This is a genomic window from Candidatus Villigracilis saccharophilus (genome assembly GCF_016711665.1).
In genome coordinates this window covers 1-26,169 of the sequence record NZ_JADJSO010000001.1, presented here as the reverse complement: position 1 = coordinate 26,169, position 26,169 = coordinate 1, and the positions used below count along the sequence as shown (strand labels likewise).

The following is a 26,169-nucleotide window of genomic DNA, read 5'->3' as shown; positions in this document are numbered from 1 at the left end:
AATATGCAAAACTATAATGAATTTCTCTCAGAAATATTGATCGATTCTGACTCGCTGCAGGCGCGCATCAAGGAACTTGGCGCGCAGATTAGCCTGGATTATCCCGACGGCAATCTTATGCTCATCTGCATCCTACGCGGCGGTGTGCCATTCATGGTTGACCTCAGCCGCAGCATTACGGTTCCGCACATGATGGATTTTATGGCTGTCTCATCGTATGGCGTAGGCAAACGCGAATCAACCGGCTCAGCGCGGGTCACGCTAGATCTGCAAACCGATATCCGTTCAATGAATGTGCTGCTAGTTGAAGATATTGTAGACAGCGGACATACGATCTCAGCGGTTCTTCAAATGCTTGAAACACGCCAGCCCAAGAGTCTCAAAGTCTGCGCCTTGTTGGATAAGCCCGAGCGCCGTGAGGCGGCCGTCCCAATCGATTACCTCGGCTTTAGCATTCCAAATAAATTTGTGTTTGGGTACGGTCTTGATCTCGATGAATACCATCGCAACCTGCCTTTCATTGGCGTTGTTGATCTGGATAAATACAAACCCGCCCATTAATATTATTTTCCCGGCGATTGAAATGAATGATGAAACTCCCAAATCTCATTCGCCCTACACAGGCCGCTGGGTGGCTCGTGTTAATGGCAGGATAATTGCGCAAGGTGGAACCCCTGAACAGGCTTTACGCGCTTCCCAACACAGCCGTTTTAAAGAAAAACCAGAGATCATTTTTATGCCTGCCTCTTTTACGCTCTCGCCGTTGCTTGAAAAGATCATGGATGCCCTGCCTGCTGACCAGGAGATCTACCTCGTCGGCGGCGCGGTGCGTGACTTATTAACTTCTCGCTTCTCGCCCGACCTTGATTTTGCTGTGCCTTCGAATGGCATTTCTCTGGCTCGAAAAGTTGCCAACAGCCTTCACGCGTCTTTTGTCCCTTTGGATGAAGAACGGGATACAGGCCGGGTTGTCGTGATCGATGAAAGTGGAGCACAAACCTTTCTTGATTTTGCAACCTATCGTGGTGCAACTCTTGACGAAGATTTGCGCGCCCGTGATTTCACCATTAATGCCCTTGCCTATAATCTGCGCGATGGAACGATCTTTGATCCGCTTGAGGGCGGTAACGATCTGCGTAAGAAATTGATCCGCGCTTGTTCGAACACATCGTTATCTGACGATCCCGTCCGAATCTTGCGCGCCATCCGTCAGGCTGCTGCGTTCGGTTTTCATATTGACAGGAATACACGCGAATTAATGAAGCAGGCTGCGAGCGAGCTGGTGCGTGTTTCGCCTGAACGTCTGCGAGATGAAGTTTTCAAGATCCTCAAAGGTCCCAAACCAGACGCAGCCATTCGCGCGCTTGAAATGCTTGGCGTCTTATCGCATTTAATGCCAGAACTTCTCGCCATGAAGGGCGTGGCTCAATCCGAGCCGCACGTGTATGAAGTTTGGACGCATACGCTTGCCGTCCTCGATTATCTTGACCAGATCATTTCTGCCCTGCGTGTAGGATACGATGCCGAGAAAACAAATGACATGTTCACAGGTCTGCTTACTTTGCGGTTGGGGCGCTATCGTGGGCAGATCGCTGAACATTTTTCCAAATCGCTCAATGTGGATCGTTCCATGCGTTCCCTGCTTTTTTTTGCAGCCTTGTATCACGATGTCAGCAAGCCTGACACGAAGACGGTCGAGGAATCAGGGCGCATTCGTTTCTTTGAACACGATCTCAAGGGCGTGGAAATCGCTGCTCAGCGGGCGCGTTCTTTCAACCTGAGCAATGATGAGATCGAACGATTACAGGCAATCATCAAGAATCATATGCGTATCCATTTCTTTGCAGATCGCCTGGAGAAGGAAAAGCAGGAACCATCGCGTAAGGCTATTTATCGTTTCTTCCGGGATAGTGGGGAAGCGGGGATTGATCTGATCTTATTGGGGCTGGCTGACGTGCGCGGGACGCGCGCCCACTCACTGACCATTGAAACCTGGAATATATATTTGGATGTCGCGCGGATCCTGCTTGAGAATTATTGGGAACGTCCGCAGGAAGCTGTCGCGCCCCCTCGTCTGATCGACGGGAATGAACTCATGAAAGAATTGAGCTTAAAACCTGGCCCGTTGGTTGGTCAACTATTGGAAGCGATCCGCGAAAATCAAGCGGCAGGGAAGATCGAGGATCGTGAACAGGCTTTGGTTTTTGCACGCGAAGAATTAACGAAAGGACTTAATGGTGAAGTATGAATCTCGTATTCTTTGATCTGGAATCACAAAATCTATTTGAAGATGTAGGCGGTAGAGAGAATATCGCGCAACTTAAGGTTGCCTGCGGCGTAACATGGTCTACTCAGAAAAATGAATTCTCAGTGTACTGGGAAAAGGATATCCCTGCTCTAATTGAAGAATTAAAATCCGCAACCAGAGTCGTCGGGTTTAACTTGCGCGGATTTGATTATCTGGTGCTTCAACCATACGCGCCCGATATGCGCTTCGCCTCCATCCCGACTCTTGACCTGTACCTCGACCTGCAAAAGATCCTTGGCTTTAGTATCGGTCTTGACTCGATTGCCAGCGCCAGTCTCGGCGCAGCCAAAACCGCGGATGGTGTGAAGTCTGTGGAATGGTTCCGCGCAGGAGAATTGGATAAGGTTGCCGAATACTGCAAAGCGGATGTGGATATCACGCGCCGAGTGTACGAGTTTGGCCGTGATAATGGCTTCATCTATTATCGATCAAAGCTGGGCAGTAAATTAAAAGTGGCTGTGAAATGGAAATAGGTAAACGAATGAATACTCTGCTTGTAGATGGGTTCAATCTGGCTTATACACGCCGTGGTAAAGGAAATCCGCTTATGCTTGTGCATGGCTATCCCTTGGATTCAAGTATATGGAATGATCTGACGCCTTTGTTGGAAAAAGATTTTGATCTTATCTCGCCAGACCTGCGTGGATTTGGTCAATCTACCACAACACCATCAGGATATACGATCTCAGATATGGCGGATGATTTTGTTGGCTTATTGGATCATCTGGGTATTGAGAAAGCCATATTGGCAGGACATTCAATGGGCGGTTATATCTCACTGGCTTTTGCCAGGAAATATCCCCAGCGTGTTAGCGGATTAGCTTTGATCGCCTCGCAAGCTGGAGCAGATACTCCCGAAGGAAAAGAACGCAGGTACAAAACCGCCGCCGAAGTGGATGAAAAAGGCGTGGGCAGTGTTGCTGACTCTATGACCCCAAAATTATCGAATGAAACAGGCGTGAGGGCGTTCGTACGAGAATTGATCGGACGGCAAAGCAGGCAGGCTGTGACTGGCGCGCTTAAGGCCATGGCAGAGCGTGAAGATTCAATGCCCATTCTTCCATCATTCGGGTTTCCATTGGTCCTTATTCATGGTGATTCTGATCAGCTGATTCCAATTGAGCGCGCAATGGATATAGTGTCAGTAAAGCCATCTGCCAAGTTGTTTGAATTGAAAGGCGCGGGTCACATGCCGATGATGGAATTCCCACGGCAGGTTGCTGATGGGTTGATGCACTTTATGAGATGAAATTGGGATTAATTTAGAAATGACCCGCCGTTTTTTTTTATCAGCGACGGGTCATTTTATTTGAAACACGAGCAGATTTGTAGTTAAGGAAGAAGCGAGTGTGAATGCGTGACAAGTTGAGAGTTATTATTCAAATTTAAATTATTGACCAGGTCGGATTGCCTGACCATCTTCCGTATGTGTGCGACGAGTACGCCGCTTGGGACTGGCTTTACGAGAAAATCATCTGCGCCCGCGTCCAATACACTGGCTACAATGCTTGGATCGTTTACCGCTGAAAGGATGAGGATGGGAATGTTGCTAAACACTCGAATGGACTTGCACACCTGCCAGCCATCCTGATCTGGCATCATCAGGTCAAGCAATACTACATCCGGCATTTTTTCTGCTGTCAAGCGAATTCCCTCTGTGCCAAAATTGGTTGTAATTACTTCAAAGCCATGTGTTCTGAGCAACATACCCATTAACTCGGTAATGGCCACGTCATCATCAATTACAAGTATTTTTGTAGGCATATTTTTTCCTATTCTTTATTATCCTTGATTTGTTTACCATTCAACTTTGCAATGAGTTTACAGATTGAATATTTTTTGGTGATGTTTGTCAGTTGTCATTTTTGTTATTTTTGGTAGAATACTTCAGCGTTTTCGTGAAAATCATTACATATAGGAGTTACTATGAATAAGTGGGTTTATCTCTTTAACGAAGTTAAAGAAGTCGAGAAAGTTTCCCGTGGTTCGTGGGACAGTGTCAAAAGCCTTGTAGGTGGTAAGGGCGCAGGTTTGATGGATATGACTCGCGCGGGCGTTCCTGTCCCGCCGTTTTTTACCGTGACAACCGAAGCTTGTAACGCGTACCAGAAAGCAAATAAGTTTCCCGCTGGGATGTGGGATCAGGAATTGAAGGCGCTCAAAGCCATTGAAAAAGCGACTGGCAAAAAATTTGGCGATGCCAAGAATCCGCTTTTGGTTTCCTGCCGCTCCGGCGCGAAGTTCTCGATGCCGGGTATGATGGATACGATCCTCAATATCGGCCTGACCGATAAAGTGGCGGAAGGCATGGTAAAGGCGACGGGCAATACGCGTTTTGTATATGACTCATATCGCCGCTTGATCGAGATGTTCGGTTCCGTTGTGATGGACACGGGCGATGAAGTCTTTGAACATGCGCTCGAATCTTATAAAGCTGAAAAAGGCTACAAAAACGATACTGATATGCAAGCCGAAGATTGGGTGGCGATCGTTGAAAAATTCAAGGTCGCTTACAAGTCCAAGACCGGCGAAGACTTCCCGCAGGATCCGTTCAAACAGTTGGAACTTTCCACAGAAGCTGTGTTCAGATCATGGAACGGCAAACGCGCTGTAGATTATCGCAACAAGGAAAAAATTTCACACACGCTTGGAACCGCAGTTAATATCTGCACAATGGCGTTTGGCAATATGGGCGATGACTCTGCGACTGGTGTGGCGTTCACACGTAATCCCTCCACAGGCGATAGCTTGATGATGGGTGAGTATCTTATCAACGCGCAGGGTGAAGATGTGGTAGCGGGTATTCGCAATGCGGACCCGATCCAAAATCTTGTCAACCAGATGCCCAAGGCGTACAAGCAATTCATGGACATCACCGCGAAACTCGAAAAGCATTATCACGATATGCAGGATGTTGAGTTCACCATTGAGCGCGGCAAACTGTGGATGCTCCAGACCCGCATCGGTAAGCGCACTGCCAAGGCTGCCGTTAAGATGGCTGTCGATATGGCCAATGAAAAACTCATCACCAAGGAAGAAGCGGTCAAACGCGTGACTCCTGAAAACGTGGATGCTCTGCTTCACCCGCAGTTCGATGACTCTGCGATGAATCAGGCCGAGAAGGATGGTCATTTTGTCGCGAAGGGTGTCAATGCTTCCCCAGGCGCGGCTGTTGGTCAGATCTACTTTGATGCCGATATGGCTGAGAAGATGGCTAAGGAAGGCAAACAGGACACCATCATGGTGCGTCCGTTCACCAAGCCTGATGATGTGCATGGCATGATCGCCTCAAAGGGCGTATTAACCAGCGAGGGCGGAGCAACTTCCCATGCGGCAGTTGTTGCGCGTCAGTTTGGCATCCCCTGCGTGGTGGGCGCATCCGCGATCAAGATCGATCTCGAAAAACGGGTGATGAATGTTGGAGAGATCACTCTCAAAGAAGGCGATTGGATCTCTGTAGATGGCACGACTGGTAAAGTGTTTGCAGGAAAGATCCCGACCTCAGAGCCGAGCCTCGAAGAACAGACCGACCTGCTGACCCTGCTCAATTGGGCTGATGAAATTTCTGCGCGCAAGAATATTCGCTCTGCACCAAATGGCGGACCGACACGCGGTTTGCAAGTTTGGGCGAATGCAGATTACCCGAAGGATGCGCGCCGCGCCCGCTCTTATGGCGCTGTTGGTATCGGTCTCTGCCGTACCGAGCACATGTTCTTTGAGCCCGAGCGTTTACCCATCGTTCAGGAAATGATCCTCTCGGAGACCAGCGACGGACGTACTGCCGCGCTCAACAAACTTCTGCCGACCCAGCGCAAGGATTTTGACGGCCTCTTTGAAGCGATGGATGGTTACCCGGTGATCATCCGCTTGATCGACCCGCCGTTGCATGAATTCATGCCCGATGAAGAAGCCTTGCTCGAAGAAGTCATCACAATGCGCGTCAAGGGTCAGACCGATGGTTTGAAGGCAAAGGAAGATTTGCTTGAGTCCATCAAGGGAATGCACGAATCGAATCCGATGATGGGTTTGCGCGGTGTGCGTTTGAGCATCGTCATGCCTGAGATCGTCGAGATGCAGGTGCGCGCCATCTTTGAAGCCGCCGCTGACTGCACCCTGCGTGGAATTGTTGTGAAGCCCGAAGTCATGATCCCGCTCACAGGCACGGTCAAGGAACTGGAATGGATCCAGCCCCGTCTGCTGCGCATCGCTTCGGCTGTCATGGCTGAAAAGAAGATCAAATTCGAATATAAATTCGGTACGATGATCGAAATTCCTCGCGCCGCAGTGACCGCACAGGAAGTGGCGAAACAGGCCGAGTTCTTCTCCTTCGGCACCAACGACCTCACACAAATGACCTATGGTTATTCACGCGACGATGCCGAGCGCAACTTCCTCATCACCTATCAAGAGCAGGGTATTCTCGGCACGAATCCTTTCCAAACGATCGACCGTGAAGGCGTTGGCAAGCTCATGCAATGGGCTATTGACGAAGGCCGCAAGACCCGCCCGAACCTTGAAGTGGGTATCTGCGGTGAACATGGCGGCGATCCTAATTCAATTGAATGGTGTCATATGATCGGTAATAACTACGTATCATGTTCCCCGTTCCGTGTGCCGATCGCGCGTTTGGCTGCGGCTCATGCAGCGTTGAAGCATCAACCAGTCGTTGCAAAGAAAGCTGTTGCTAAAAAGGCTGTCGCGAAGAAGGTTGTAACATCGTCCCCGAAGGGGAAGAAAGTTGCAAAGAAGAAGTAATTAGACAAACCGCAAGAAGACCTGATTTCCCAAGAGTCTTCCGCGTTTGGTAAGCCTGTAAACCACCGAGGTCTTCAAGACCTCGGTGGTTTTGATTTCAAGCAGCCCATTATTGACAAGCTCTTCAATTTCCTTTGGATAGACATCCAAAAGCCCCCTTCCGAATCTTAATCTGAAATCTGATTCTGCTACCCCGGCATTCGTTAGCCTGAGATTGTTCAGCATGTACTCAGACATGTCATCTTTCAATGATTGTTTGTGCTGGTTGACGGTGGCGGGGGAGAGAGGGAAAGGATGAATGATGAATGATGAAGGATGAATTAGGCGCTCGATGTAGGTTTTGATCCGCAATGCGTTTGAGTATCGGTAGCCATTAGCGTATCCGTGAGCGCCTGCGCCGAAGGCGAGGTAGGGGAGGGAGTGCCAGTATTGGAGGTTATGGCGGCAAACAAATGAGGAATGAGGAATGAGGAATGAGGAATTTGATTCCGCATTCTGCGTTCTGTTTTCTGCAGTTGCTTTTGCCCAATTTGATATTTCATAATGCACATACCCCTTGCTTTCCAAAAACTCTTCCGCGTATTCGTACATTTCGGCGGCGAGATCGGGGTCGGGGAGGGGGAGCAGGCCTTTGGATGACCAACGTCCAAAGGGAGTGCCGTGTTCGAGAGTCAGCGCGTAGGCAGAGATGTGTTCGGGGTGAAGGTCAATGGTGCGTTGGAGGGTGGTCTGCCATGAAGCAGGAGTTTGCTCGGGGAGGCCGTAAATAAGATCGAGGTTGAGATTGTCGAAGCCTGCTTTTCGAGCGGTGGACACGGCTTCAATGACGGTGAAAAAATCGTGGATGCGTTCGAGCATGCGCAGTTCTTCTGTGTTGGCAGATTGCACGCCGAAGCTGATACGGTTGATGCCCGCCTCGCGAATTGTCTTTAATTTTTCGGGGGAGATCGTGCCTGGGTTTGCTTCGATGCTGACCTCCGCGTCAGGGGTAAATGTAAAGGCGGAGCGCAATGCCTGTAGTATCGAATCAAATTGCGGCGCGGAAAGAAGCGAAGGAGTCCCGCCTCCGAAGAAGACGGTGTGGATGTTCATCTGCTCGGCACGCTGTCCAACAAATTCGATCTCATTGATTAAAGCTTGTACGTATGCGGGTATCGAATCTTCCTGGCCTGCGTAGGTGTTGAAGTCGCAGTAGGCACAGCGGTGTTTGCAGAAGGGGATGTGGATGTAAATTGAGGTGTTAGGGTTTGTCATGGCGGGGAAGGCCAATGATAAGGGCAAGAGGGCCAAGTAACAAGAGCCAGATGGCGATGCCCAAACCAAAATGATCTGCAAGCAGGCCAACGAAAAGCGGAAGAAGTTTTGCGATTGGCGTCGTGACCGATTCAATTGCCATAATGCTGGCGCTTTGCCCGGGCAGTGTGGAATACAAATTGCCTTTCAAAATGGGATACCAGCCTGTGTTGAAAATATTGATGAAGACGATCGCGATAAGCTTGGGTATGAAGTCTGGAATGAGCAAAAAAATTGAAAACGCTAATAATTCAATCGTCGCAGTTCTGCGAAGGAATTTCATGCTGTCCGGCTGGCGGTCAATAAATGGGATGAAGATAAAGTCGGTCAGCATACCCATTGTGAGCCAAACAGTCACTGCGATGCCCGCCTGCGTTGGGGTGGCCTGTGCGACATCTACAAAGTAGAGTGCGAGGAATCCAAGGAACACATCAAGCATAAGATCGGACGCTTCAAGCAGCAGCAGCCAGCGCCAGACTTCGCGACGTTTGAGTGCAGAGAGGGTGGAACGAAATCCATCGAATACACTTTTGAAACTTGGCAGGTAGGAGATGGATTTATCATCAAGCGGGACGAGGCGAAATGCGGCGAGCAGGCAAAGTGCTGAAACCGCCGCTGCGAGGGCATACGCTCCGCGCCAACCGAGACCAAAATAGACAAACAAGCCAAGTAGGATCGGACCAAATACATTTCCAAGCGAGCCTGCGGATGTCCAGCGCGCCATGTTTTGTGCGTGACGCTCGGGAGCAGAGTCCATTAGTGCGGCTTGTGACAGGCTGACAAACGCGCCAGATGCGGGAAAGAAAATGATGAACGCGATCAACAAAGGGGTAAAGCTTTTGCTGCTGGTTGTGAGTATCAGCGAGAATGTGAAGAAAACTCCACCGCCGAGGATGAGCAGGCGGCGCTTCCACACATCACCGAGAATGCCGAGGAAGGGTTCAATGAAGGCGGCGATGATTCCAGGCACGCTTAGCAGCAGGCCGATCTGAGTGTAGGTCAGGTCAAGGTCTGTGCGGATGAACGGCCAGGCAGTTTCTCCGAGACCGAAGACCAGCTCGTCAAGGAATTCGATGAGGAGATAAATATAGCTCATATTCCAAAAAGAATATTATTGAGAATTCGCGTCCGAAAACAGAATGAGATTTGAAGCACCATTAATAAAATATCTATCCATATTTTGGTTTTCATGATCAAGCAAGGAAAAATTGTACTTGTATTTGTATTCTGATTTGGGGATGTCCATCAGATCTAATATGGTGGGGAATATGTTGCTGTGTGATGCCTTATAGGAAGTGTCCGGTGCCTTGCTAAGGTCACCAAAGATAAGCAATGGAACAGATGCTTCTATAGTCGAAGAATTACAATGTGACCAGGTCATGCCATTTTCAAATAAAGTCTGCGCGTGGTCGGACGTGTAAATATACAAGGTGTTTCGATAGGATTTTACATCCGTCAGTAATTCTCTAAAAAAGCCATCTACACTATATTTAACTCCGTTATCGTAAGGGTTGGGAACCAGATCAGGAAACTCTATATAATTCTGGCCGGGAGGTAATGGGGTCCAGATTGTTGCAGCTTGCGGATATGAATCTTCATACATGAAATGAACACCTCGTTTGTTCAAGACAATGAAATTACCAGTGGAGGTCCCTACGGTCTCCTTGATAATATTAGCCGCGTTTATATCAGCATCGGGAGTGATACCGAGGGAGCTGATGTTTATCCATTCGATCCACTCGGTATCAACTGGCGATAATCCATTCCAAAAATAATTGGTTTGGGCATCTAAATAATAGGATTTATATCCTGCAGATCGGGCATATTGAAAAATGGTTGGTGCGTGAGCAACATCTTTAATATTGTTTTGAGATGGAATTATTCCTGTGATTAAGAGTTGATTGGAAAGCTGGCTGCACGTTGCTCCGCTGGAAATGATTCCCCATGAATAAACCTTCTCTTGCTTTTTTAGTTCATCCAGCCATGGAGTTGTCTCGCGTGAGTACCCATTGATGCTTAAGTGGTCACCTCTGATCCCTTCATCGATGATTAGAACGATATTTTGTTTTGGCACGGTTTGTGAATGATAGGATAAGGTATCTCTTGAGACGGGATTAATGCCATCGACAAGATAAACCGATAGACTGTGCAGGCTTTCAGAGAATGAAGTGCCTGCACTAAAAGTAATCCCAGAATGTGAGGTTAAGACAGTTAGTATAAAGATGGCAATCAGAGAAAATGAGAATTCTTTCCAGCCCGAATATTTATAACCGCGAAATATATAAAGAATGATGAGATAGGGTATACCGATAAACAATCCATACCAGCTGAAATAGAGCTTATAACTATCCACCCAGGCTTGCGTGGAAGTAATTCCCAGAAGTGCAATGTCAGTGGGTTGGATTAGTCGATGAAGCACATTCCAATAACCATATTGAATGAAGACACCTAAAGCAAAAATAACGCCATAGAGAATGCGATACGCTGTTTTAGCCCGTAATGACCACCAGAACCAGTGTATATTCAGGAATAGCCCTGAGATCAATGTAAATAACCATATAAGATAGGCTGTTGCTCCTTTTTCCCGGGCGAATGCCATAAATCTTGTGTTTGGCTCATTAAAAAACAATTCCTCGAATATGAAAAGCGCAAGTGTGGCAAATACAGATATCAAGAAAATTAATCGGGTTTGATATTTATTGCGAAACATTATTTCATCCTATTTTTTTTATTTTTACTATGATATTTATGAACCGGTATTTACAAGGCGTGCTCGAATGATTAAAACAGGCGGAATCTCGCTGAATTTTCCACCCCAACCAAGTGGATGTGTTTGTGGAACTTCAGGCGGGAATGCGCGTTCTTCGAAGCCGTCGAGGATGAATCCATTTTTGAAACCTAGATTTAGATAGTATTGCAGCGGACGGTCAAAATAGACCTGCGGCTTGGGCTGGCTCCGAAGGGCAAGTCCGCGCTGGTGATGTGGAGTCATATAACGCGAGACTTTGATAGAGTACACGGTATTGATCTCGCCATTGTCAAACTCCTCGACGATATGCAATGCCGACGCATTGTTGAATGCGGGATGTGTGATGCTGAAAACAAAAGTTCCGTTTAGTTTTAGCAATTTTGGCAGGGTGCGGAATAACGGCTCAATATCCGCCATGTCAAATAAGGCCATATTGGAAAGGGCGGAATCGAATCGGTTTTCGCCGAGAGAGAGGAGTTGATTTTCATCTGTGGCATCAATAACGTGATACTGGATTTGTGAAGCAAAATCAGCAGTTCGGGTTTTGGCATATTCGATTAATGTGGAGGAGAAGTCAAAGGCGGTGACCTGCGCTCCAAGTTCAGCCAGCCTTCCCGTGGTCAGTCCGTTTCCGCAGGCAATATCCAGGATGCGCGAATCAGGTTTCATGTCAAGGAGCGATTTGAGAGCGGGCCAGCACAGGATATTGAAGAAATCATTTCCATCAACTCCCATGCGTTTATCCCAAACTTCTGCATTCGCTTCCCATGCTTTTCGGGTTTGATTGTTCAAAGTCCTTAAATCTTTTTTCATTGATAAAACCTCTTAATTGATTTAATTGGGACTCAGGAATTTAATGATTAAATTTTATCATTTGTAAAAAAACAGAAACACGATTCATTGTTTTGAAGCAAAGAATAGGGGGTATCTGTAAGGTCGTGGAGCAGTTTTGTCATGCTATACTCGCAAAAAATACGACATAACGCATCAGATTGTAGAAAGAGTAGTGGAGAGTATTATGTTTGAATGGAATAACGCAATGGCGACTGGTGCAATGGAAATTGACGATCAACATCGTGAATTGATTAATAAGTTTAATGAACTGGTGGAGGCTGAAGCCGGCGGGGCGGATAGAAACACCATCGGCGGGATTTTGGATTTTCTTCAGTATTACGCGGAGTGGCATTTCAACACGGAAGAATGGATCATGAATCAAAATCAGTGCTTTGTTGCGGAAGAGAATAAAAAAGCTCACGATGAATATAGGGTGAAATTTGGAAAACTGTATGATCAATGGAAAAATTCAACAGACTCAGATAATCAAGTTCTGCACCATACCATCGTTGAACTCGCCCGCTGGATCGTAAATCACATCTTGACTGTGGATATTCAACTCCATGAGCATATGAAGTAAGCAAATAATCGAATTGGTACAGGATGCCAATAATGAGCGCAAGTCGGAACCTTGCGCTCATTATATTTAATTCTTCTGTCCAAATTTCCATTAACAGAGTTAGAATCGATGGTGAAGGAGCCAAAATGAAAAAGCTTCCCATTTTACTGATATTAATACTGTCCATTTTTTCATGGGGATTCGGGGCCTCACTTGCCGTACCTGGCAAAGAAGCCAAAATTAACTTCGAGAAAAGGTCGAATCTGGTTGTTTTTACCCAACTGAATCTTTATCCCAATATTGAAACTATTGGTGTTGCTGTCACTGGGACTGGACTTCCGAAAAAAGCTGACCTGTTGTATCGCCAGAGCGGTGAATCTGTTTGGCGTAGCGGACATGCGCTCGTGCGTATTGACGATGGCCGCCTGATGGGCAGTTTGTTTGGACTCTCTCCATTGACATCTTATGATGTGAAAGTGCTGGATGGAACAGTGGAGATTAGCGGCACAATTACCACACAGGCAAATGATCTGTCATTCACTCCCACGGCTGTGATACATGTCAATGATGATGCGCCTTCCGGCGGCGACGGCTCGATCTTTGCGCCGTTTCGAACCATTCAAGAAGGTGTAAATAAGGCTGTTCCTGGCGCACAAGTTTTGGTGGCAGATGGTATTTATCGCGAGATGGTAACTTTTCCAGCTTCAGGCACTGCTAATAATTGGATTCAAGTCAAGGCGGAGGGGAGCGGCGCGATCCTGGATGGGTCCGAGACGCTCACGGGGAACGCATGGACACAATACGAAGGCAAGACGCGGGTCTGGCAAAGGAATATCGGTGCACAACTTGGATACCTCGCCCGCGACGGGAACCGTTTTTACAATTACGATTCCCTTTCAATGTTGTTCTCGTCGACCGGGCATGGCAATACAAGCATGACGGAGGGTTGGTATCTTGACCCAAATACTTTTATTTTATATATCCGCAGTTCGGACGATCCTTCGAACCATACTTGGCAAGTTCCACGACAATTGCATGCATTTGACGTGAACAGCCGTGATTGGATCTGGATCGAAGGCTTTGAAATGCGATATTACAATAGGTGTGGCGTATGTACTCTGAATGCGTCTCATCTGGTAGTGCGCAAAAATAAAATCCACAATATGCAATTAGGCGTCTATTTCAACTGGACTGGGAATGAGAATCAAGGAAATGATACGCGTGTCGAGTATAACGAGATCTATGACCCCGCAGTGAATGAATGGCCCTGGAAGGCGGTCAAAGGCAGTTCAATGGAGGGGACCGCGATCGTTGTAAGAGGCCGAACCGGGGCGATCGTGCGTAATAACGATATTCATAATTTTTTCAACGGCATATATACAGGTTCTTCCGGTGCGCTCGAAAATTCCGCGCTTGCTTTTGATGCGGATATTTACAATAACTACATTCACCAGATCAGTGATGATGCTCTGGAACCGGAAGGCGCATGTATAAATCATCGTTTTCGAAATAACACCATTGATTCGGCTTTTGTTGGTGTTTCACTCGCCCCGATCACGATGGGGCCGGTTTGGATTCTGCGCTCGACCATCACAAACTATACCGGCATGGCCGTTAAATGGGATAGAGATTCCGACGGCATAGTATTTATCTACCATAACACCGCCTGGACAAATGCAGGTAATGTGGACGCGGTTTTTTTGATCAGCCCCGTATACAATGCCGTTATGCGTAACAATATCTTTAGCAGTACGGCGTATTCCATTAATGCTGTCCCTTCGGGTTCAAGTGGGCATGATTGGAATTATGACAATTGGTACACAACTCGTACAGCTGATGTCAATCATTTTAAGTGGGCGAATATCTTGTATAGTTCCGTCACGAAATTTTGTACAGCGAGTGGGCTTGAATGTAATGGGTATGAAGTTGCACCGGGTTTGACCAACCCTGCCAGCGGTGATTTCACGTTGCTTTTATCTAGCTTAAATATTGATAAGGGGATTGTCATTCCTGGAATTAATGATCAGTTTTCAGGTAAGGCTCCGGCTGTAGGTGCGTTCGAACGGGCGGTTGATCCTCCCCCCATGGTGATATCTATCGTCCGTGCAGATGCGACGCCGATTGGGGCTGCCGAAGTGAAATTCACGGTCACATTTTCAGAATCGGTGAGTGGGGTTGATGCTGCCGATTTTTTGATTGTCACCAGCCCGGCCATCGTAGGAACTTCCATCACGAGTGTAATTCCTGAAACTGTTACAACATATAGGGTTGGTGTTAATACTGGTTTTGGGGATGGGACGCTCCGATTAGATCTGATGGATAATGATTCTATCGCGGATATGGTGAATAACCCTTTGGGTGGGGTGGGAGCCGGAAACGGTAATTTCACTTCCGGAGATTTGTATGCCATCGAAAAAACCATTCCAACCGTTGCTAACATAGCGCTCGTTGAACCACATATCAATGGCGCTGATATTTTGCATTTTTCAGTCATCTTCTCTAAAGACGTCAGCGGTGTGGATGCGGGAGATTTTGGTTTGTTCACGAATGGCGGAATTCTTAATGCGACTATCTCTGAGGTAAGTGGTGCAGGGGCTGTTTACAATGTTTCGGTTAATACCGGCACGGGTGATGGAACACTGCGTCTGGATCTTTTGGATAACGATAGCATTGTGGATACCTGACAAATCCGCTTGGCGGGGTGGGAGCAGGTAATGGGACCTTTATCAGCGGTGGAGTGTATACGATCGATAAGACCGCGCCGGTAGCTATCAGCATTTTACGCGCCGACCCCAACCCGGCTTCTGGTAACACAGTGCGTTATATGGTGACTTTCTCTGAGACCGTCAGCGGTTTGGATTCCGGGGATTTTATGCCGGTCATGACTGATGGTCTGACCGGCGCATCCGTCCAAGCCGTGAGTGGAACTGGCAATTCTTACATAGCCTCTGTCGCTGTCGGGAGCGGAATTGGCAATCTTCGTCTCGACCTCGTAGATAATGACAGCGTTCTGGATGCCTCAGGTAAACCGTTGGGCGGATCTGGGGTCGGTAATGCCAATTTTACTTTGGGAGAAATGTACACAGTCTACAGACCCCCAGTCACCATAGTAAGCGGCGTCTTCAACTCCAATGCCGCAAACGACGGGTGGATACTTGAATCAAATGAAAATACCAATAAAGGTGGTACAAAAAACTCCAATGCAGCTACATTTATCCTCGGCGATGACGCTCGTGACCGTATGTATCGTGCTATTTTACAATTTCCTACCGGCGGCCTGCCCGACAATGCGGTCATTGACCAGGTCATCCTAATGATCAAGAGACAGGGGAATCTCGGTACAGACCCGTTCAACACACACAAGAATATCTCACTGGATATTCGTAAAGGCGCTTTTGGCAGTTTTGGTCCATTTAGCATCGGCGCTTTGCAGATTTCAGATTTCCAGGCCCCTGCTGATGCATATTCGATCGGCATTATGCAAGGCAACCCGGTTGGAGGTTGGTATTGGTCTGTATTGGATAGTAGCGCTTTTCCGTTCATAAATCTGATTGGAGAGACGCAGATCCGTCTCGGTTTTCAGATCGACGATAACGATGATCGAAATAACGATTACTTGATGTTCTTCTCCGGAAATGCAAAAAACGCAGCCGATCGTCCACAATTACTTGTCAAGTATTATCTGCCGTAATAAAAAATCTGTACGCTAAAAGAAAAAATTCCAGTTGCCCATAAAGGAGAGAAATAAATTTTATGCCGGGATTCGCCAATCGTATGGCTTATATGCAATCAACAGCGGATGTGATCCGATATCTATTTGAATCGATGACCGACCCGGATACCATCTCCTTTGGCGGGGGCGCTCCGGCAAAAGAGGCGCTTCCGGTGGAGTTGATCCACAGTATTGCCAATGAAGTGCTTACAAGGGACCGTCGCGGGGTCCAGGCTCTCCAATACGGGAATCCCATCGGCATTCCAGACCTTCGTCAGGCCGCCATAGACCGGCTTTTGCTCCCCAAAGGACTTCAAGCTGACATGGAAAATGTCATGATTGTATCCGGCGGCATGGAAAACATGAATCTGGTCAGTAATTTATATCTGGAACCAGGCGATGTTGTTTTGGTCGAGTCGCCCACCTTTGTTCAAGCTGTTCAGGTTTTTAGGATGTTCGAAGCCCAATGTATCGCCTGTGAGACAGATAACGAAGGATTGGTCATTGAAGATGTGGAAGCAAAGATCAAACAGCATCATCCCAGAATGATCTATGTAATTCCCACTTTTCAGAATCCTTCCGGGCGGACAACAAGTTTGGAACGGCGCAAGGCTCTTGCGGAATTGGGCAGCCGCTATGATATTGTCATTTTAGAAGATGATCCCTACAGCGAGATGCGATATAGCGGAGATGTATTGCCGCCAATTAAGTACTTTGATCAGACCGGTAATACGATTTATGCCAACAGCTTCTCTAAGATTTTTTCACCGGGCTCGCGCTTGGGTTTTGTATATGCGGAGAAGGAGATCATCAAAAAATTCTATGATGCCAAAACTGCCACCAATTCACACACAAATGTAGTCACCCAGATCCTATGTGCTGAGTTCTTCAACCGCGGGTTGTTCGAGCCGCACCTGAAATTGATTCGAGACATTCATCGTGAGCGCCGCGATGTGATGATGGACTGCATCAAGTCCATGCTGCCTGAAAGGCTGAACTATGTTTACCCGGACGGCGGCTTGTTCACCTGGGTTGAATTGCCTGCGCATGTGGATACAACTTCCATGCTGGAAGAGGCAAAACAGCATAAAGTTGCCTATATGCCGGGCAGGGAATTCTTTGTGGAAGGACAGCCCATCCACAACAACTGTATGAGAGTTAGCTTTGGCGGTGTCACACCTGAAAATATACAGATCGGAATGGAATGCCTGTCTGCTGTGATACGTTCAAAGATATAAAATGGCAAAATAAAAATATCCGAAGCCGCAAAGACTTCGGATATTTTTGTGCCAGTATTTTTTCTTTTACGCGGATAAAAGGCGGGCGGTCAATGTGATCGGCGTGCTTGCCAGCGCTGCAGAAACGGGACAGCCTTCCTTTGTGGCGGCAGCGATCTCCTGGAACTTTTCATCGCTGATATCAGGTACGACCGCCTCAGTGGTCAGGTGGATCTTGGTAATGCGGCTCTTGCCATCGATCACCTCAAGTGTGACCTGTGCCTGTGTTTGTACCTGCCTGGGTGTGAAGCCATTCTTGCTGAGACCGGAACTGAGCGCCATGGAGAAGCAGCCTGCGTGCGCTGCGCCGAGCAATTCCTCGGGATTTGTGCCTTGACCATCTTCAAATCGAGATGACCAGGTATAAACGCCTTCATAGGTACCAAACTTCATGGTTCCTTTACCCTCTTTCAAAGAACCAGTCCAAATTGCATCCGCATTTCTAGTTGCCATATTATTTTCCTTTCTATGCATAAAATTTGAAAAACTCCGAGCCTAAACAAGCCTGGAGTTTGATTTTACAACATTCAAACAGGATTTTCAAGAAAGCCTGCCAGTGCTTGTATGAACTGCGCGGCTTAGTCTCCATCGTTGACGCAGATGATCCACCGAAATTGTTACTTTCATTCTCCTGCCCACTTTCAACTCACTCTTTTCATAAGATAATGCAGGAATCAAATCAGATTGGAACGCCAACATGCCGCAATTTATATCGTCTTGCCTTCGACACCAAAGATGTTTTCTCGAGAAAGATTAGTCAAATAAACATACAAGTATTTCCGCTCCAAATATAGTTACAGTTTGATGCCAATAAAGGGTATGGATTGTTTATCTTCCGATTTTGTGATTTAATATTTATATAAGGTCACTCTCCTTTTTGTAGTGCAATTAACGCAGGAGTTTAGCCGAGCAGCGGGGAAATAAAAACTAAAGTTTTGCGCCTTCGCAGGCAGATAGTCCGTATGCTTTGCTGATGAGCGGCCTCCGATTTAGACTGTGGAAACCTTGTTCGTAAATTAAGTTGCCAGCGAACATTGATGATTCCCAAGTAGGAGAAAAGAATGAATCCTAGACACTTAAAATTCATAGCGCGGGTTGTTGCTTTTATTATGCTGCTTGTCTTACTTGCAGGATTAACTCCCGCCGACGATCCGCGTTTCTCTTGCATCAGGAACCGGCGCACAGTCGAATGGCGACTCGGGGGGAACTCTGGCTATTTCAAGCGATGGGCGTTATGTGGCTTTTGAATCGAATGCGACAAATCTTGTCGTTGCAGATACAAATGGAGAAAGCGATATCTTTGTTCGAGATACACAAACTGGAATAACAACCCTCATTTCAGTTGACTCGAGCGGTGCACAGGCTAATTACTATTCGGATAATGTTTCAATCTCCGCCGATGGACGGATGATAGCATTCCACTCTGAGGCAACAAATCTTGTCAGCGGGGATACGAATAATTTGGGAGATATCTTCGTGCGCGACCGCCAAACCGGCCAAACAAGGCGCATCTCGGTTGATTCGATGGGAATTGAAGCTAATGGAGGCTCCAACGCGGCGGACATATCTGATGATGGACGATACGTGGCTTTTTCCTCTGGCGCTATGAACATGGTTGCAGGGGATACGAATGGCAAAAGGGATATCTTCGTGTACGATCTTCAAACGGGAAGTACAACCTGCGTCTCGATCAATACTGGTGGAGAGCAGGCAGATGGGGGCGGAAGCAGTCCATCCATCTCGGGGGATGGACGCTATGTTGTATTCTTATCTGATTCTGGTAATCTTGATCCCAGAGCCAATGACTATAGAGGCAAAAACCTTGTCTACATACACGACCACCAGATCGGACAGACCACTCTCGCTTCAGTCGCTTCAGATGGGAGTATCCTGACAGTAGGCTTATTTGACCAACCGACAATTTCCAGGAATGGTCGGTTGGTTGCGTTCCCCTTCTACGATAAAGGCGACAATAATGGGATCATGAATATTTGGGTCCGCGATTTGCAGACGGGTGCATCCATTAAGGCAGAAGGGGGCAATAGCTCGTCTGGCGGACCATCGCTCTCCGCTGACGGAAGTATCGTCGCCTTCTCCTCTGGCGCCAGCAACCTTGTCAGCGGTGACACGAATGGTGCCACAGATGTTTTCGTCCGCGAGATCGTATATGGACCCGAGCGCAATCCGAGCGTGGCCTCAGTCACTCCGGAGTGCGGGTTTTCTACACCGGTGTGTTCCTATCCCACCCACGCTAGTGTGTCGTTTATTGTGATCTTCTCAGAGCCGGTTACTGGTGTTAGCGTGGATGATTTTTCTCTGGATATGCTTGAAGGCATATTTGGCGCTTCCATTACAGGAGTCAGTGGGTCCGGAGTTGAATATTTTGTTACTGTTGACACCGGCACAGGCGATGGCAGACTGCGGCTGCATGTCGTTGATAATGACAGCATTATGGATACGGCTCTTAATCCATTGGGTGGTGTCGGCACGGGTAACGGGGATTTTACAGGGAAACTTTATCAGATCGACAAGAACAACCCACCGTCGCGAACATTGTGCGCACCGATCCCAACCCCACCACTGCTGAGACTGTGAGCTTCACGGTGTCCTTCTCTGAATTGGTCTACCCGGTCAGACTAGGTAATTTTGTTTTATCCACTACAGGCAACATATCAGGCGCGACCATTACAGCCATTGATCCCAGAGAGGATCAATACACACCCGGAACAACGTACACCGTAACGATCAACACCGGCATGGGTGATGGTACCCTGTGGCTGGATCTCATTGATGATGACAGTATTCTGGATAACATGAGTAATCCGCTCGGAGGGGCAGGTGCAGGCAACGGGAACTTCACCACGGGCGAGACTTATACCATCAACAAAAGCGCCCCGATCATACCGAATGTTACCGGCAGTCTGCGGGCTAATATCAATCCCACAAGTGCAGCGAGTGTTAACTTCACTGTGAACTTCTCAGAGGCTGTCAGCGGTGTCGACCCAAGCGATTTTTCCCTGACCACCACTGGCAGCTTTAGCGGCGTTCTTGTGACGAATGTGAGCGGTTCCGGAAACACGTACACGGTCACAGTCGATACCGGTAGCGGTGACGGGGATCTGCACTTGAATGTGATTGATGACGATAGTATCCTGAATGCTTCGGGCTCCCCTCTGGGCGGACCAGGTGCTGGTAATGGAAATTTCATCTCAGGTGAAAACTACACGATCGACAAGACCATTCCTTTTGTGATCAGCAGCCTGCGTACTGATGCGAATCCGACAAATGCAGATAGTGTCCATTTCAATGTGACTTTTTCTGAGGCGGTCAGTGGTGTGGATGCTGGCGATTTTATTTTGACCACAACTGATAGGGTGGTAGGCGTTTCCATCACAAATGTGAACGATTCTGCCAATACTTATACAGTGACCGTCGCGACCGGCAGCGGCAATGGCACCCTTCGGCTTGACCTGATCGATTATGACAGCGTCATGGATTCTGCAAATAATCCATTGGGCGGATTGGGCGTAGGCAATGGAAGTTTTAGCATGGGTGAAGCATATTTAATAAATAAATTTATTTCCGAAGATTTTAGATCCACGGGTTCGAATGATGGCTGGGTGCTTGAATCAAGCGAAAATAGTAACAAGGGTGGTTCAAGGAATTCGAGTGCCAATGTTATTAAACTCGGTGACGATTCCAAGAATCGTCAATTCCGCTCAATATTGCATTTCCCAACATACTACCTGCCGGATAATGCTGTAGTGACACAGGTTATTCTGATGATTAAACAGCAAAATGTGGTTGGAACCGATCCATTCACTACCCACCAAAATATCTCGATAGATATTCGCAAGGGATTCTTTAGTAATTTCAATATAGGTTTTTGGTCATTGCAGCTGACAGATTTTCAAGCACCTGCAGATATGCTGGCAGTAGGTTTAATTCATAACAATCCTGTCGGTGGATGGTACTGGGCGATGTTGGACGGAACAGCTTTTCCCTACATCAACCTGACCAGTTCGACTCAGCTCCGCCTAGGCTTCCAGTTGGACGATAATAATGATCGTGGCAATGATTATATAAATTTCTTCAGTGGAGATTATCAAGAGCAAAAAGATCGCCCGCATTTACTGATTGAGTATTACATACAAAAGTAAGTTTGCATTGAAAGTTTACTTCCGAGTGTAATATCGTAAAAAATCTCCGAGTTCCTAAGAACTCGGAGATTTGCATTTCTACACCAACATCCTCACTGGATTTTCTAAAAACCCAGCCAGCGCTTGCATGAACTGGGCGGCTTCGGCTCCGTCGCTGATGCGATGATCAACGGAGATGGTGGCTTTCATTCTCCAGCCCACTTTCAACTCACCATTTTCCACAACAGGAACTTCTCTGGCAGAACTGATCGCCAAAATTCCAGCTTCGGGCGGGTTGACGATGGCGATGAATTCTTCGACATCGTACATCCCGAGGTTGGAGGTGGAGAAGGTCGAGCCATCCACATCCTCGGGCTTGACCTTGCCTTCGCGGGCGCGGCCTGCCATGGCTTTGACTTCACCAGAGATCTGGCGCAATGTCTTTTGGTCTGTGTCTTTGACGACGACAGTCATCAATCCGCCCGGGACGGTGACTGCCACGCCGACATTGACATGCCCGAACTGGATGATGTCTGTGCCTTTGAGAGTGGCGTTCAAATTGGGGAATTGACGAAGTGAGAGTGCAACGCCTTTGAGAATAAAGTCATTGACCGACACTTTTTCGTTGTCGGGTAAAAACGCATTCGCCTGCTTGCGCATATCCATCAACGCGTTCATTTTGAATTCGTGTGTCACATAGAAATGTGGAATGGTTGTCTTGGACTCGACCAGTCTGCGGCCGATGGCTTGGCGGAGTTTGGTGGTGGGGACAACCTTGTCTTCGTGAGTAATTGGAAATTGGTAATTGGTAATTGGCTGTGTGGGGTAAACACTGCTCACCGATGACTGTCCACTGGAAAGTGCGGCTTCAATATCCTTGCGGACAATGCGTCCACCGGGGCCAGTGCCTTTTATGTTGGACAAATCCACTTTTTGGTCACGCGCAACTTTTTTTGCGAGCGGACTGGCTTTGACAGGACCCGTTCCCAGCGGAGCAGATGCTTGAGTGACAGGGGCAATTGTCGGCGCGGATTGAGGCGCAGTCTTTTCATCCGCAGACTTTTGACTTTCGACCTTCGACTGTCCACCGTCCACTGTCAACTGACCACTGATAACTTCCCCCACGGCACCCACAACCGCAATCGGTGCATTGACGGGAACCATCGTACCTTGATCGACGATGAGCTGCAGGACAACACCGCTTGCGGAAGACTCAACTTCAACGGTGGCTTTGTCGGTTTCAATTTCGGCAAGCACATCGCCTTTGTTGATGGTCTCGCCGACTTGTTTCACCCAACGGACGAGCAAACCCTCGGCCATATCGAAGCCGAGTTTGGGCATGGAAATTGTTTCGGCCATTATTTCAAAACCTCCTTTACCGCCGCCGTGATGTCAGCCACCTGCGGGAGCGCGGCTTGTTCGAGCGTGCGGTTGTAGGGGAGCGGTACTTCTTTTTGCGCCACGCGGATGATGGGCGCGTCGACGTAGTCAAATGCTTCTTCGTAAATGCGGCTGACGATCTCGGAGCCGACGCCGTAGGATTTCCATCCTTCTTCAACGACGACCGCGCGATTTGTTTTCTTGAACGATTCGATCACGGGTTCCATATCGAGCGGGCGCAGGGTGCGAAGGTCAACGACTTCAACTTCGATTCCTTGTTTGGATAATTCTTCCGCTGCCTTCATCGAAAGCTCAAGACCTTTGCAATACGTGACGATGGTCACATCTTTGCCAGCGCGCTGCACTTTGGATTTGCCGATCGGAATGGTGTACTCGCCCTCAGGCACTTCGCCGCGGACCTGGTACATGGTGGCGTGTTCGATGAAAAGGATCGGGTCATTCGACCTGATAGCTGATTTCAAAAGACCCTTGGCATCTTCTGGCGTTCCAGGGCTGACGACCTTGAGGCCGGGGAAGTGCGCGAAGATGGCATCGGGAGTTTGGGAGTGTGTCGCGCCAAGCTGACGTCCGCCGCCGCCGACTGCACGAATGACCATCGGAAGGGTGAACTGTCCGCCGAACATGTAATGCAGTTTCGCCGCCTGATTGACGATGTAGTCCATTGCAGAGAAACCAAAGTTGATGGTCATCAATTCCGCGATCGGGCGTTGACCAACCATCGCTGCGCCGATCGCGCCGCCGATGATGGCGTTTTCCGCGATGGGGGTATCTTTGACGCGCGCCGCGCCGTACTTGTCATAAAAGCCTTTTGTCACGGCATAGGTGCCGCCCCAAACGCCGACCTCTTCACCCATGATAAATACCTTGGGGTCGCGGTCCATTTCTTCCATAAGAGCTTGCGAGATCGCCTCGCGCATTGTGATTTTTGCCATGTTGTAATTCCTTTACCACGAAGGGTCACAAAGGTACACGAAGGAAAAACCTTTGTGACCCTTTGTCTCCTTTGTGGTTAATTAATCCGCGTAAATATCCGTAAACAACTCTTCCATCGCAGGTTCGGGACTTGCCTCGGCGAATTCAACCGCCTTTTGCACTTCCTCTTCCACGCGTGCTTCGATCTCATCCAAAGCCTTGGCGCTGGCGATCTTCTTCTCGATCAATTGCTTGTTGAAAATTCCGATCGGATCATTTTCCTGCCACTTCTTTACTTCTTCGGCTTTGCGATAGCGTTCCGGATCGCCCATGGAATGTCCACGGAAGCGGTAGGTATCAATCTCAAGCAGGAAGGGCTGGCTTTCTTTGCGGATGAATTCCATCGCTTCTTTTGAAGCTTCATAGACTTTCATCACATCCATTCCATCCACCTGGCCGTTCTTCATGCCATAACCTTCAGCCTTCTGGCGGATCTCGGTCACAGCTGATGCGCGGTCAACTGCGGTTCCCATGCCGTATTGATTGTTTTCGCAAACCCACAATACACGCAAATTCCATGTCTTGGCAATATTCAATGCCTCATGGAAATATCCGATATTGGTCGCGCCATCGCCAAACATACAGATGGTGATATTGTCATTGCCAGCGTATTGATCGCCGATCGCGAAGCCTGAAGCGATGGGGAGATGCCCGCCCACAATAGCATGTCCACCCCACATATTCTTGGAGGTATCCGCCATGTGCATCGAGCCGCCCTTGCCCTTCGACATACCTGTCGCTTTGCCAAGTAATTCTGCCATCACTTCATTGGCAGAAATGCCACAATTCAACGCCACACCATGATCGCGATAAGCAGTGATGACACGGTCCCGCTCTTCACGAGCTGCGATCAAACCAGTTGACACTGCTTCCTGTCCGATATACAAGTGCATAAAGCCGCCGATCTTGCCGGCCTGATATAGCTCCGCGCCGCGTTCTTCCAGGCGGCGGATCAAAACCATTTGGTGATACAGATCTAATTGTTGTTCTTTCTTCATTATTCGCTCCGCTAAAAGATTGCAAAAATAACACCAGAATACCTCTGGCGTTGTGCTTAATAAGCAAACACGGCATTATATCAGAGAAATTTAGTCCAGTTTTGAACATGATAGGCTTTTGAGAGTTCAAGATCAGCTTTCCAATTCTCCCCCAAGTGTACGAGAAGAAAATCCGCCAGCTGGTGGGTGTGGTCGTCGGATTTTTACACTAGAATGAAATTACAGAATTCGTTACAAACATCATCTATTATCTCAAGGAGAATCAATCATGAACCTTAAACTCACCCCGCCCAAGGAAATCACTTTCTGGATCTCAGTCGCTTTAGGCCTGCTTGGTCTATTCAGCTTTTTAGGTGTATTTACCCTGCTTCCAATCGAAGCCTTCTGGCTTTTGTTCATCGGGTTTGCTTTGCTCGTGGTTGCTCTTTTGGTTAAAGACCTCTAAACACCGGCTTTCAGATAATCCACTCTCTGCTGCCAGGCGGGGAGTATTTTTTTAAGATACAATAAAAATATGAACTGGTTTACAGGCGGCGCGCATGGTGAAGCAAAAAGACTCGTCACCCAACTTACGGATTCCACGAAGCGGGATGCCGCCGCAAGGAATTGATCCAACTGGGCGCAGACTCCGTGCCGCCATTGATCGATGCGCTTCAGACTCAAGACTTGGGCTGCTCCTGTACTATCAGATTCTCGCCCGGATCCCTTCCGCCACACCCTTGCTGACCAAGACGCTTTCGACAGCGCATCCGATCATCCGCGCAAGAGTTGTCGAAATATTGGGTATTAGCAAAGATAAAACCGCCATCCCCGCGTTACTTGACGCTTTAAAAGGTGAATACTTTACCGTCCGTTCGCCTGCCGCGCTTGCCCTTGCGAATATTGGTGATGTTCAAGTCCTGCCTGCTCTTTTGCCTCTTCTCAAGGACAGGGAAAGCGAAGTCCGCAATGCGGCTTGTGTTGCCGTTGCAAAATTCTGCGTCCCTTCCACATTTGATGACATTACAACTATTTTGCTGGATGATCCGATCATGGACGTGCGACGGTCTGCGGCGCGCGCATTGGGTGATACAAAACATCCCGCTGCGCTGCCGTTCTTGATGGAGGCCTTGCGCGATTCATCCTGGTGGTTTGAACAAGAGGAAGCCGCCGCAGATTTATTGATTGCCATT

At 48.1% G+C, this 26,169-nt stretch carries 22 protein-coding genes; 13 read left to right on the top strand and 9 right to left on the bottom strand.

Features of this window, described 5'->3' with window-relative positions:
- Window positions 1–3: 3 nt before the first annotated feature.
- Genes hpt through IPL17_RS00095 form a run of 4 tightly spaced genes read left to right on the top strand, consistent with a single transcriptional unit; the run spans window position 4 to window position 3,557 of the window.
- Window positions 4–561 (top strand): hypoxanthine phosphoribosyltransferase, encoded by a 558-nt coding sequence (gene hpt, locus IPL17_RS00110; RefSeq protein ID WP_345305035.1) that lies wholly within the window; start codon window positions 4–6, stop codon window positions 559–561.
- A 22-nt stretch (window positions 562–583) separates the two neighbouring features.
- The gene (locus IPL17_RS00105) at window positions 584–2,248 is read left to right on the top strand and encodes an HD domain-containing protein (protein WP_345305034.1); all 1,665 of its coding nucleotides are present in this window, start codon (window positions 584–586) and stop codon (window positions 2,246–2,248) included.
- Window positions 2,245–2,781 carry a ribonuclease H-like domain-containing protein gene (locus IPL17_RS00100; RefSeq protein WP_345305033.1) on the top strand — a complete coding sequence of 179 codons (537 nt, stop codon included), beginning with the start codon at window positions 2,245–2,247 and terminating at the stop codon, window positions 2,779–2,781. The genes IPL17_RS00105 and IPL17_RS00100 overlap by 4 nt, the downstream gene beginning before the upstream one ends.
- A gap of 8 nt (window positions 2,782–2,789) precedes the next feature.
- Window positions 2,790–3,557, top strand: coding sequence for an alpha/beta hydrolase (locus IPL17_RS00095; RefSeq protein WP_345305032.1), 768 nt, complete (start codon window positions 2,790–2,792; stop codon window positions 3,555–3,557).
- Window positions 3,558–3,640: 83 nt separating this feature from the next.
- On the opposite strand, the gene IPL17_RS00090 is transcribed toward IPL17_RS00095, so the two are convergent.
- Window positions 3,641–4,072, bottom strand: coding sequence for a response regulator transcription factor (locus IPL17_RS00090; protein ID WP_345305031.1), 432 nt, complete (start codon window positions 4,070–4,072; stop codon window positions 3,641–3,643).
- Window positions 4,073–4,234: 162 nt separating this feature from the next.
- On the opposite strand from IPL17_RS00090, the gene ppdK reads away from it, so the two are divergent.
- Window positions 4,235–7,063, top strand: a complete 2,829-nt coding sequence (gene ppdK, locus IPL17_RS00085) for a pyruvate, phosphate dikinase (RefSeq protein WP_345305030.1) — start codon at window positions 4,235–4,237, stop codon at window positions 7,061–7,063.
- Here ppdK and hemW read toward each other — a convergent pair whose 3' ends face one another.
- Genes hemW through IPL17_RS00065 form a run of 4 tightly spaced genes read right to left on the bottom strand, consistent with a single transcriptional unit; the run spans window position 7,064 to window position 11,918 of the window.
- Window positions 7,064–8,317: a radical SAM family heme chaperone HemW gene (hemW, locus tag IPL17_RS00080; RefSeq protein ID WP_345305029.1), complete on the bottom strand. Its 1,254-nt coding sequence runs from the start codon at window positions 8,315–8,317 to the stop codon at window positions 7,064–7,066.
- On the bottom strand, window positions 8,304–9,452 hold the full coding sequence (locus IPL17_RS00075; RefSeq protein ID WP_345305028.1) for an MFS transporter: 1,149 nt from the start codon (window positions 9,450–9,452) through the stop codon (window positions 8,304–8,306). Before IPL17_RS00075 ends, hemW begins: the two co-directional genes overlap by 14 nt.
- A gap of 15 nt (window positions 9,453–9,467) precedes the next feature.
- On the bottom strand, window positions 9,468–11,066 hold the full coding sequence (locus IPL17_RS00070) for a sulfatase-like hydrolase/transferase (protein ID WP_345305027.1): 1,599 nt from the start codon (window positions 11,064–11,066) through the stop codon (window positions 9,468–9,470).
- A gap of 36 nt (window positions 11,067–11,102) precedes the next feature.
- A complete protein-coding gene (locus IPL17_RS00065) occupies window positions 11,103–11,918 on the bottom strand; it encodes a class I SAM-dependent methyltransferase (RefSeq protein ID WP_345305026.1) in 816 nt (271 codons plus the stop codon).
- Window positions 11,919–12,123: 205 nt separating this feature from the next.
- Here IPL17_RS00065 and IPL17_RS00060 point away from each other — a divergent pair, with 205 nt between their 5' ends.
- The 4 genes from IPL17_RS00060 to IPL17_RS00045 all read left to right on the top strand — a co-directional run bounded on the left by IPL17_RS00060 (window position 12,124) and on the right by IPL17_RS00045 (window position 17,448).
- On the top strand, window positions 12,124–12,519 hold the full coding sequence (locus tag IPL17_RS00060; protein ID WP_345305025.1) for a hemerythrin family protein: 396 nt from the start codon (window positions 12,124–12,126) through the stop codon (window positions 12,517–12,519).
- 125 nt (window positions 12,520–12,644) lie between these two features.
- Entirely contained in the window at window positions 12,645–15,182 is a 2,538-nt protein-coding gene (locus IPL17_RS00055; RefSeq protein WP_345305024.1) for a right-handed parallel beta-helix repeat-containing protein, read from the top strand.
- A gap of 17 nt (window positions 15,183–15,199) precedes the next feature.
- Window positions 15,200–16,189: a hypothetical protein gene (locus tag IPL17_RS00050; protein WP_345305023.1), complete on the top strand. Its 990-nt coding sequence runs from the start codon at window positions 15,200–15,202 to the stop codon at window positions 16,187–16,189.
- Between the two features lie 62 nt (window positions 16,190–16,251).
- Entirely contained in the window at window positions 16,252–17,448 is a 1,197-nt protein-coding gene (locus IPL17_RS00045) for a PLP-dependent aminotransferase family protein (protein WP_345305022.1), read from the top strand.
- 66 nt (window positions 17,449–17,514) lie between these two features.
- On the opposite strand, the gene IPL17_RS00040 is transcribed toward IPL17_RS00045, so the two are convergent.
- Window positions 17,515–17,940, bottom strand: coding sequence for an OsmC family protein (locus IPL17_RS00040; RefSeq protein WP_345305021.1), 426 nt, complete (start codon window positions 17,938–17,940; stop codon window positions 17,515–17,517).
- Between the two features lie 783 nt (window positions 17,941–18,723).
- Between IPL17_RS00040 and IPL17_RS00035 the strand changes: the two genes are divergently transcribed.
- Together IPL17_RS00035 and IPL17_RS00030 are read left to right on the top strand one after the other, a co-directional pair.
- Window positions 18,724–20,082 carry a hypothetical protein gene (locus tag IPL17_RS00035; protein WP_345305020.1) on the top strand — a complete coding sequence of 453 codons (1,359 nt, stop codon included), beginning with the start codon at window positions 18,724–18,726 and terminating at the stop codon, window positions 20,080–20,082.
- Complete coding sequence (locus IPL17_RS00030) at window positions 20,043–21,647, top strand: hypothetical protein (RefSeq protein WP_345305019.1); 1,605 nt, start codon at window positions 20,043–20,045, stop codon at window positions 21,645–21,647. The genes IPL17_RS00035 and IPL17_RS00030 overlap by 40 nt, the downstream gene beginning before the upstream one ends.
- Before the next feature lie 78 nt (window positions 21,648–21,725).
- Here the strand turns inward: IPL17_RS00030 and IPL17_RS00025 are convergent, their stop codons facing one another.
- The 3 genes from IPL17_RS00025 to pdhA all read right to left on the bottom strand — a co-directional run bounded on the left by IPL17_RS00025 (window position 21,726) and on the right by pdhA (window position 24,997).
- Complete coding sequence (locus IPL17_RS00025; RefSeq protein WP_345305018.1) at window positions 21,726–22,985, bottom strand: dihydrolipoamide acetyltransferase family protein; 1,260 nt, start codon at window positions 22,983–22,985, stop codon at window positions 21,726–21,728.
- Entirely contained in the window at window positions 22,985–23,959 is a 975-nt protein-coding gene (locus IPL17_RS00020; RefSeq protein WP_345305017.1) for an alpha-ketoacid dehydrogenase subunit beta, read from the bottom strand. The genes IPL17_RS00025 and IPL17_RS00020 overlap by 1 nt, the downstream gene beginning before the upstream one ends.
- Window positions 23,960–24,040: 81 nt before the next feature.
- On the bottom strand, window positions 24,041–24,997 hold the full coding sequence (gene pdhA, locus IPL17_RS00015; RefSeq protein ID WP_345305016.1) for a pyruvate dehydrogenase (acetyl-transferring) E1 component subunit alpha: 957 nt from the start codon (window positions 24,995–24,997) through the stop codon (window positions 24,041–24,043).
- Between the two features lie 268 nt (window positions 24,998–25,265).
- Here pdhA and IPL17_RS00010 point away from each other — a divergent pair, with 268 nt between their 5' ends.
- Both IPL17_RS00010 and IPL17_RS00005 read left to right on the top strand, forming a co-directional pair.
- Window positions 25,266–25,442, top strand: a complete 177-nt coding sequence (locus tag IPL17_RS00010) for a hypothetical protein (protein WP_345305015.1) — start codon at window positions 25,266–25,268, stop codon at window positions 25,440–25,442.
- Between the two features lie 94 nt (window positions 25,443–25,536).
- The coding region (locus IPL17_RS00005) for a HEAT repeat domain-containing protein (RefSeq protein ID WP_345305014.1) at window positions 25,537–26,169 on the top strand (633 nt) is incomplete at its 3' end.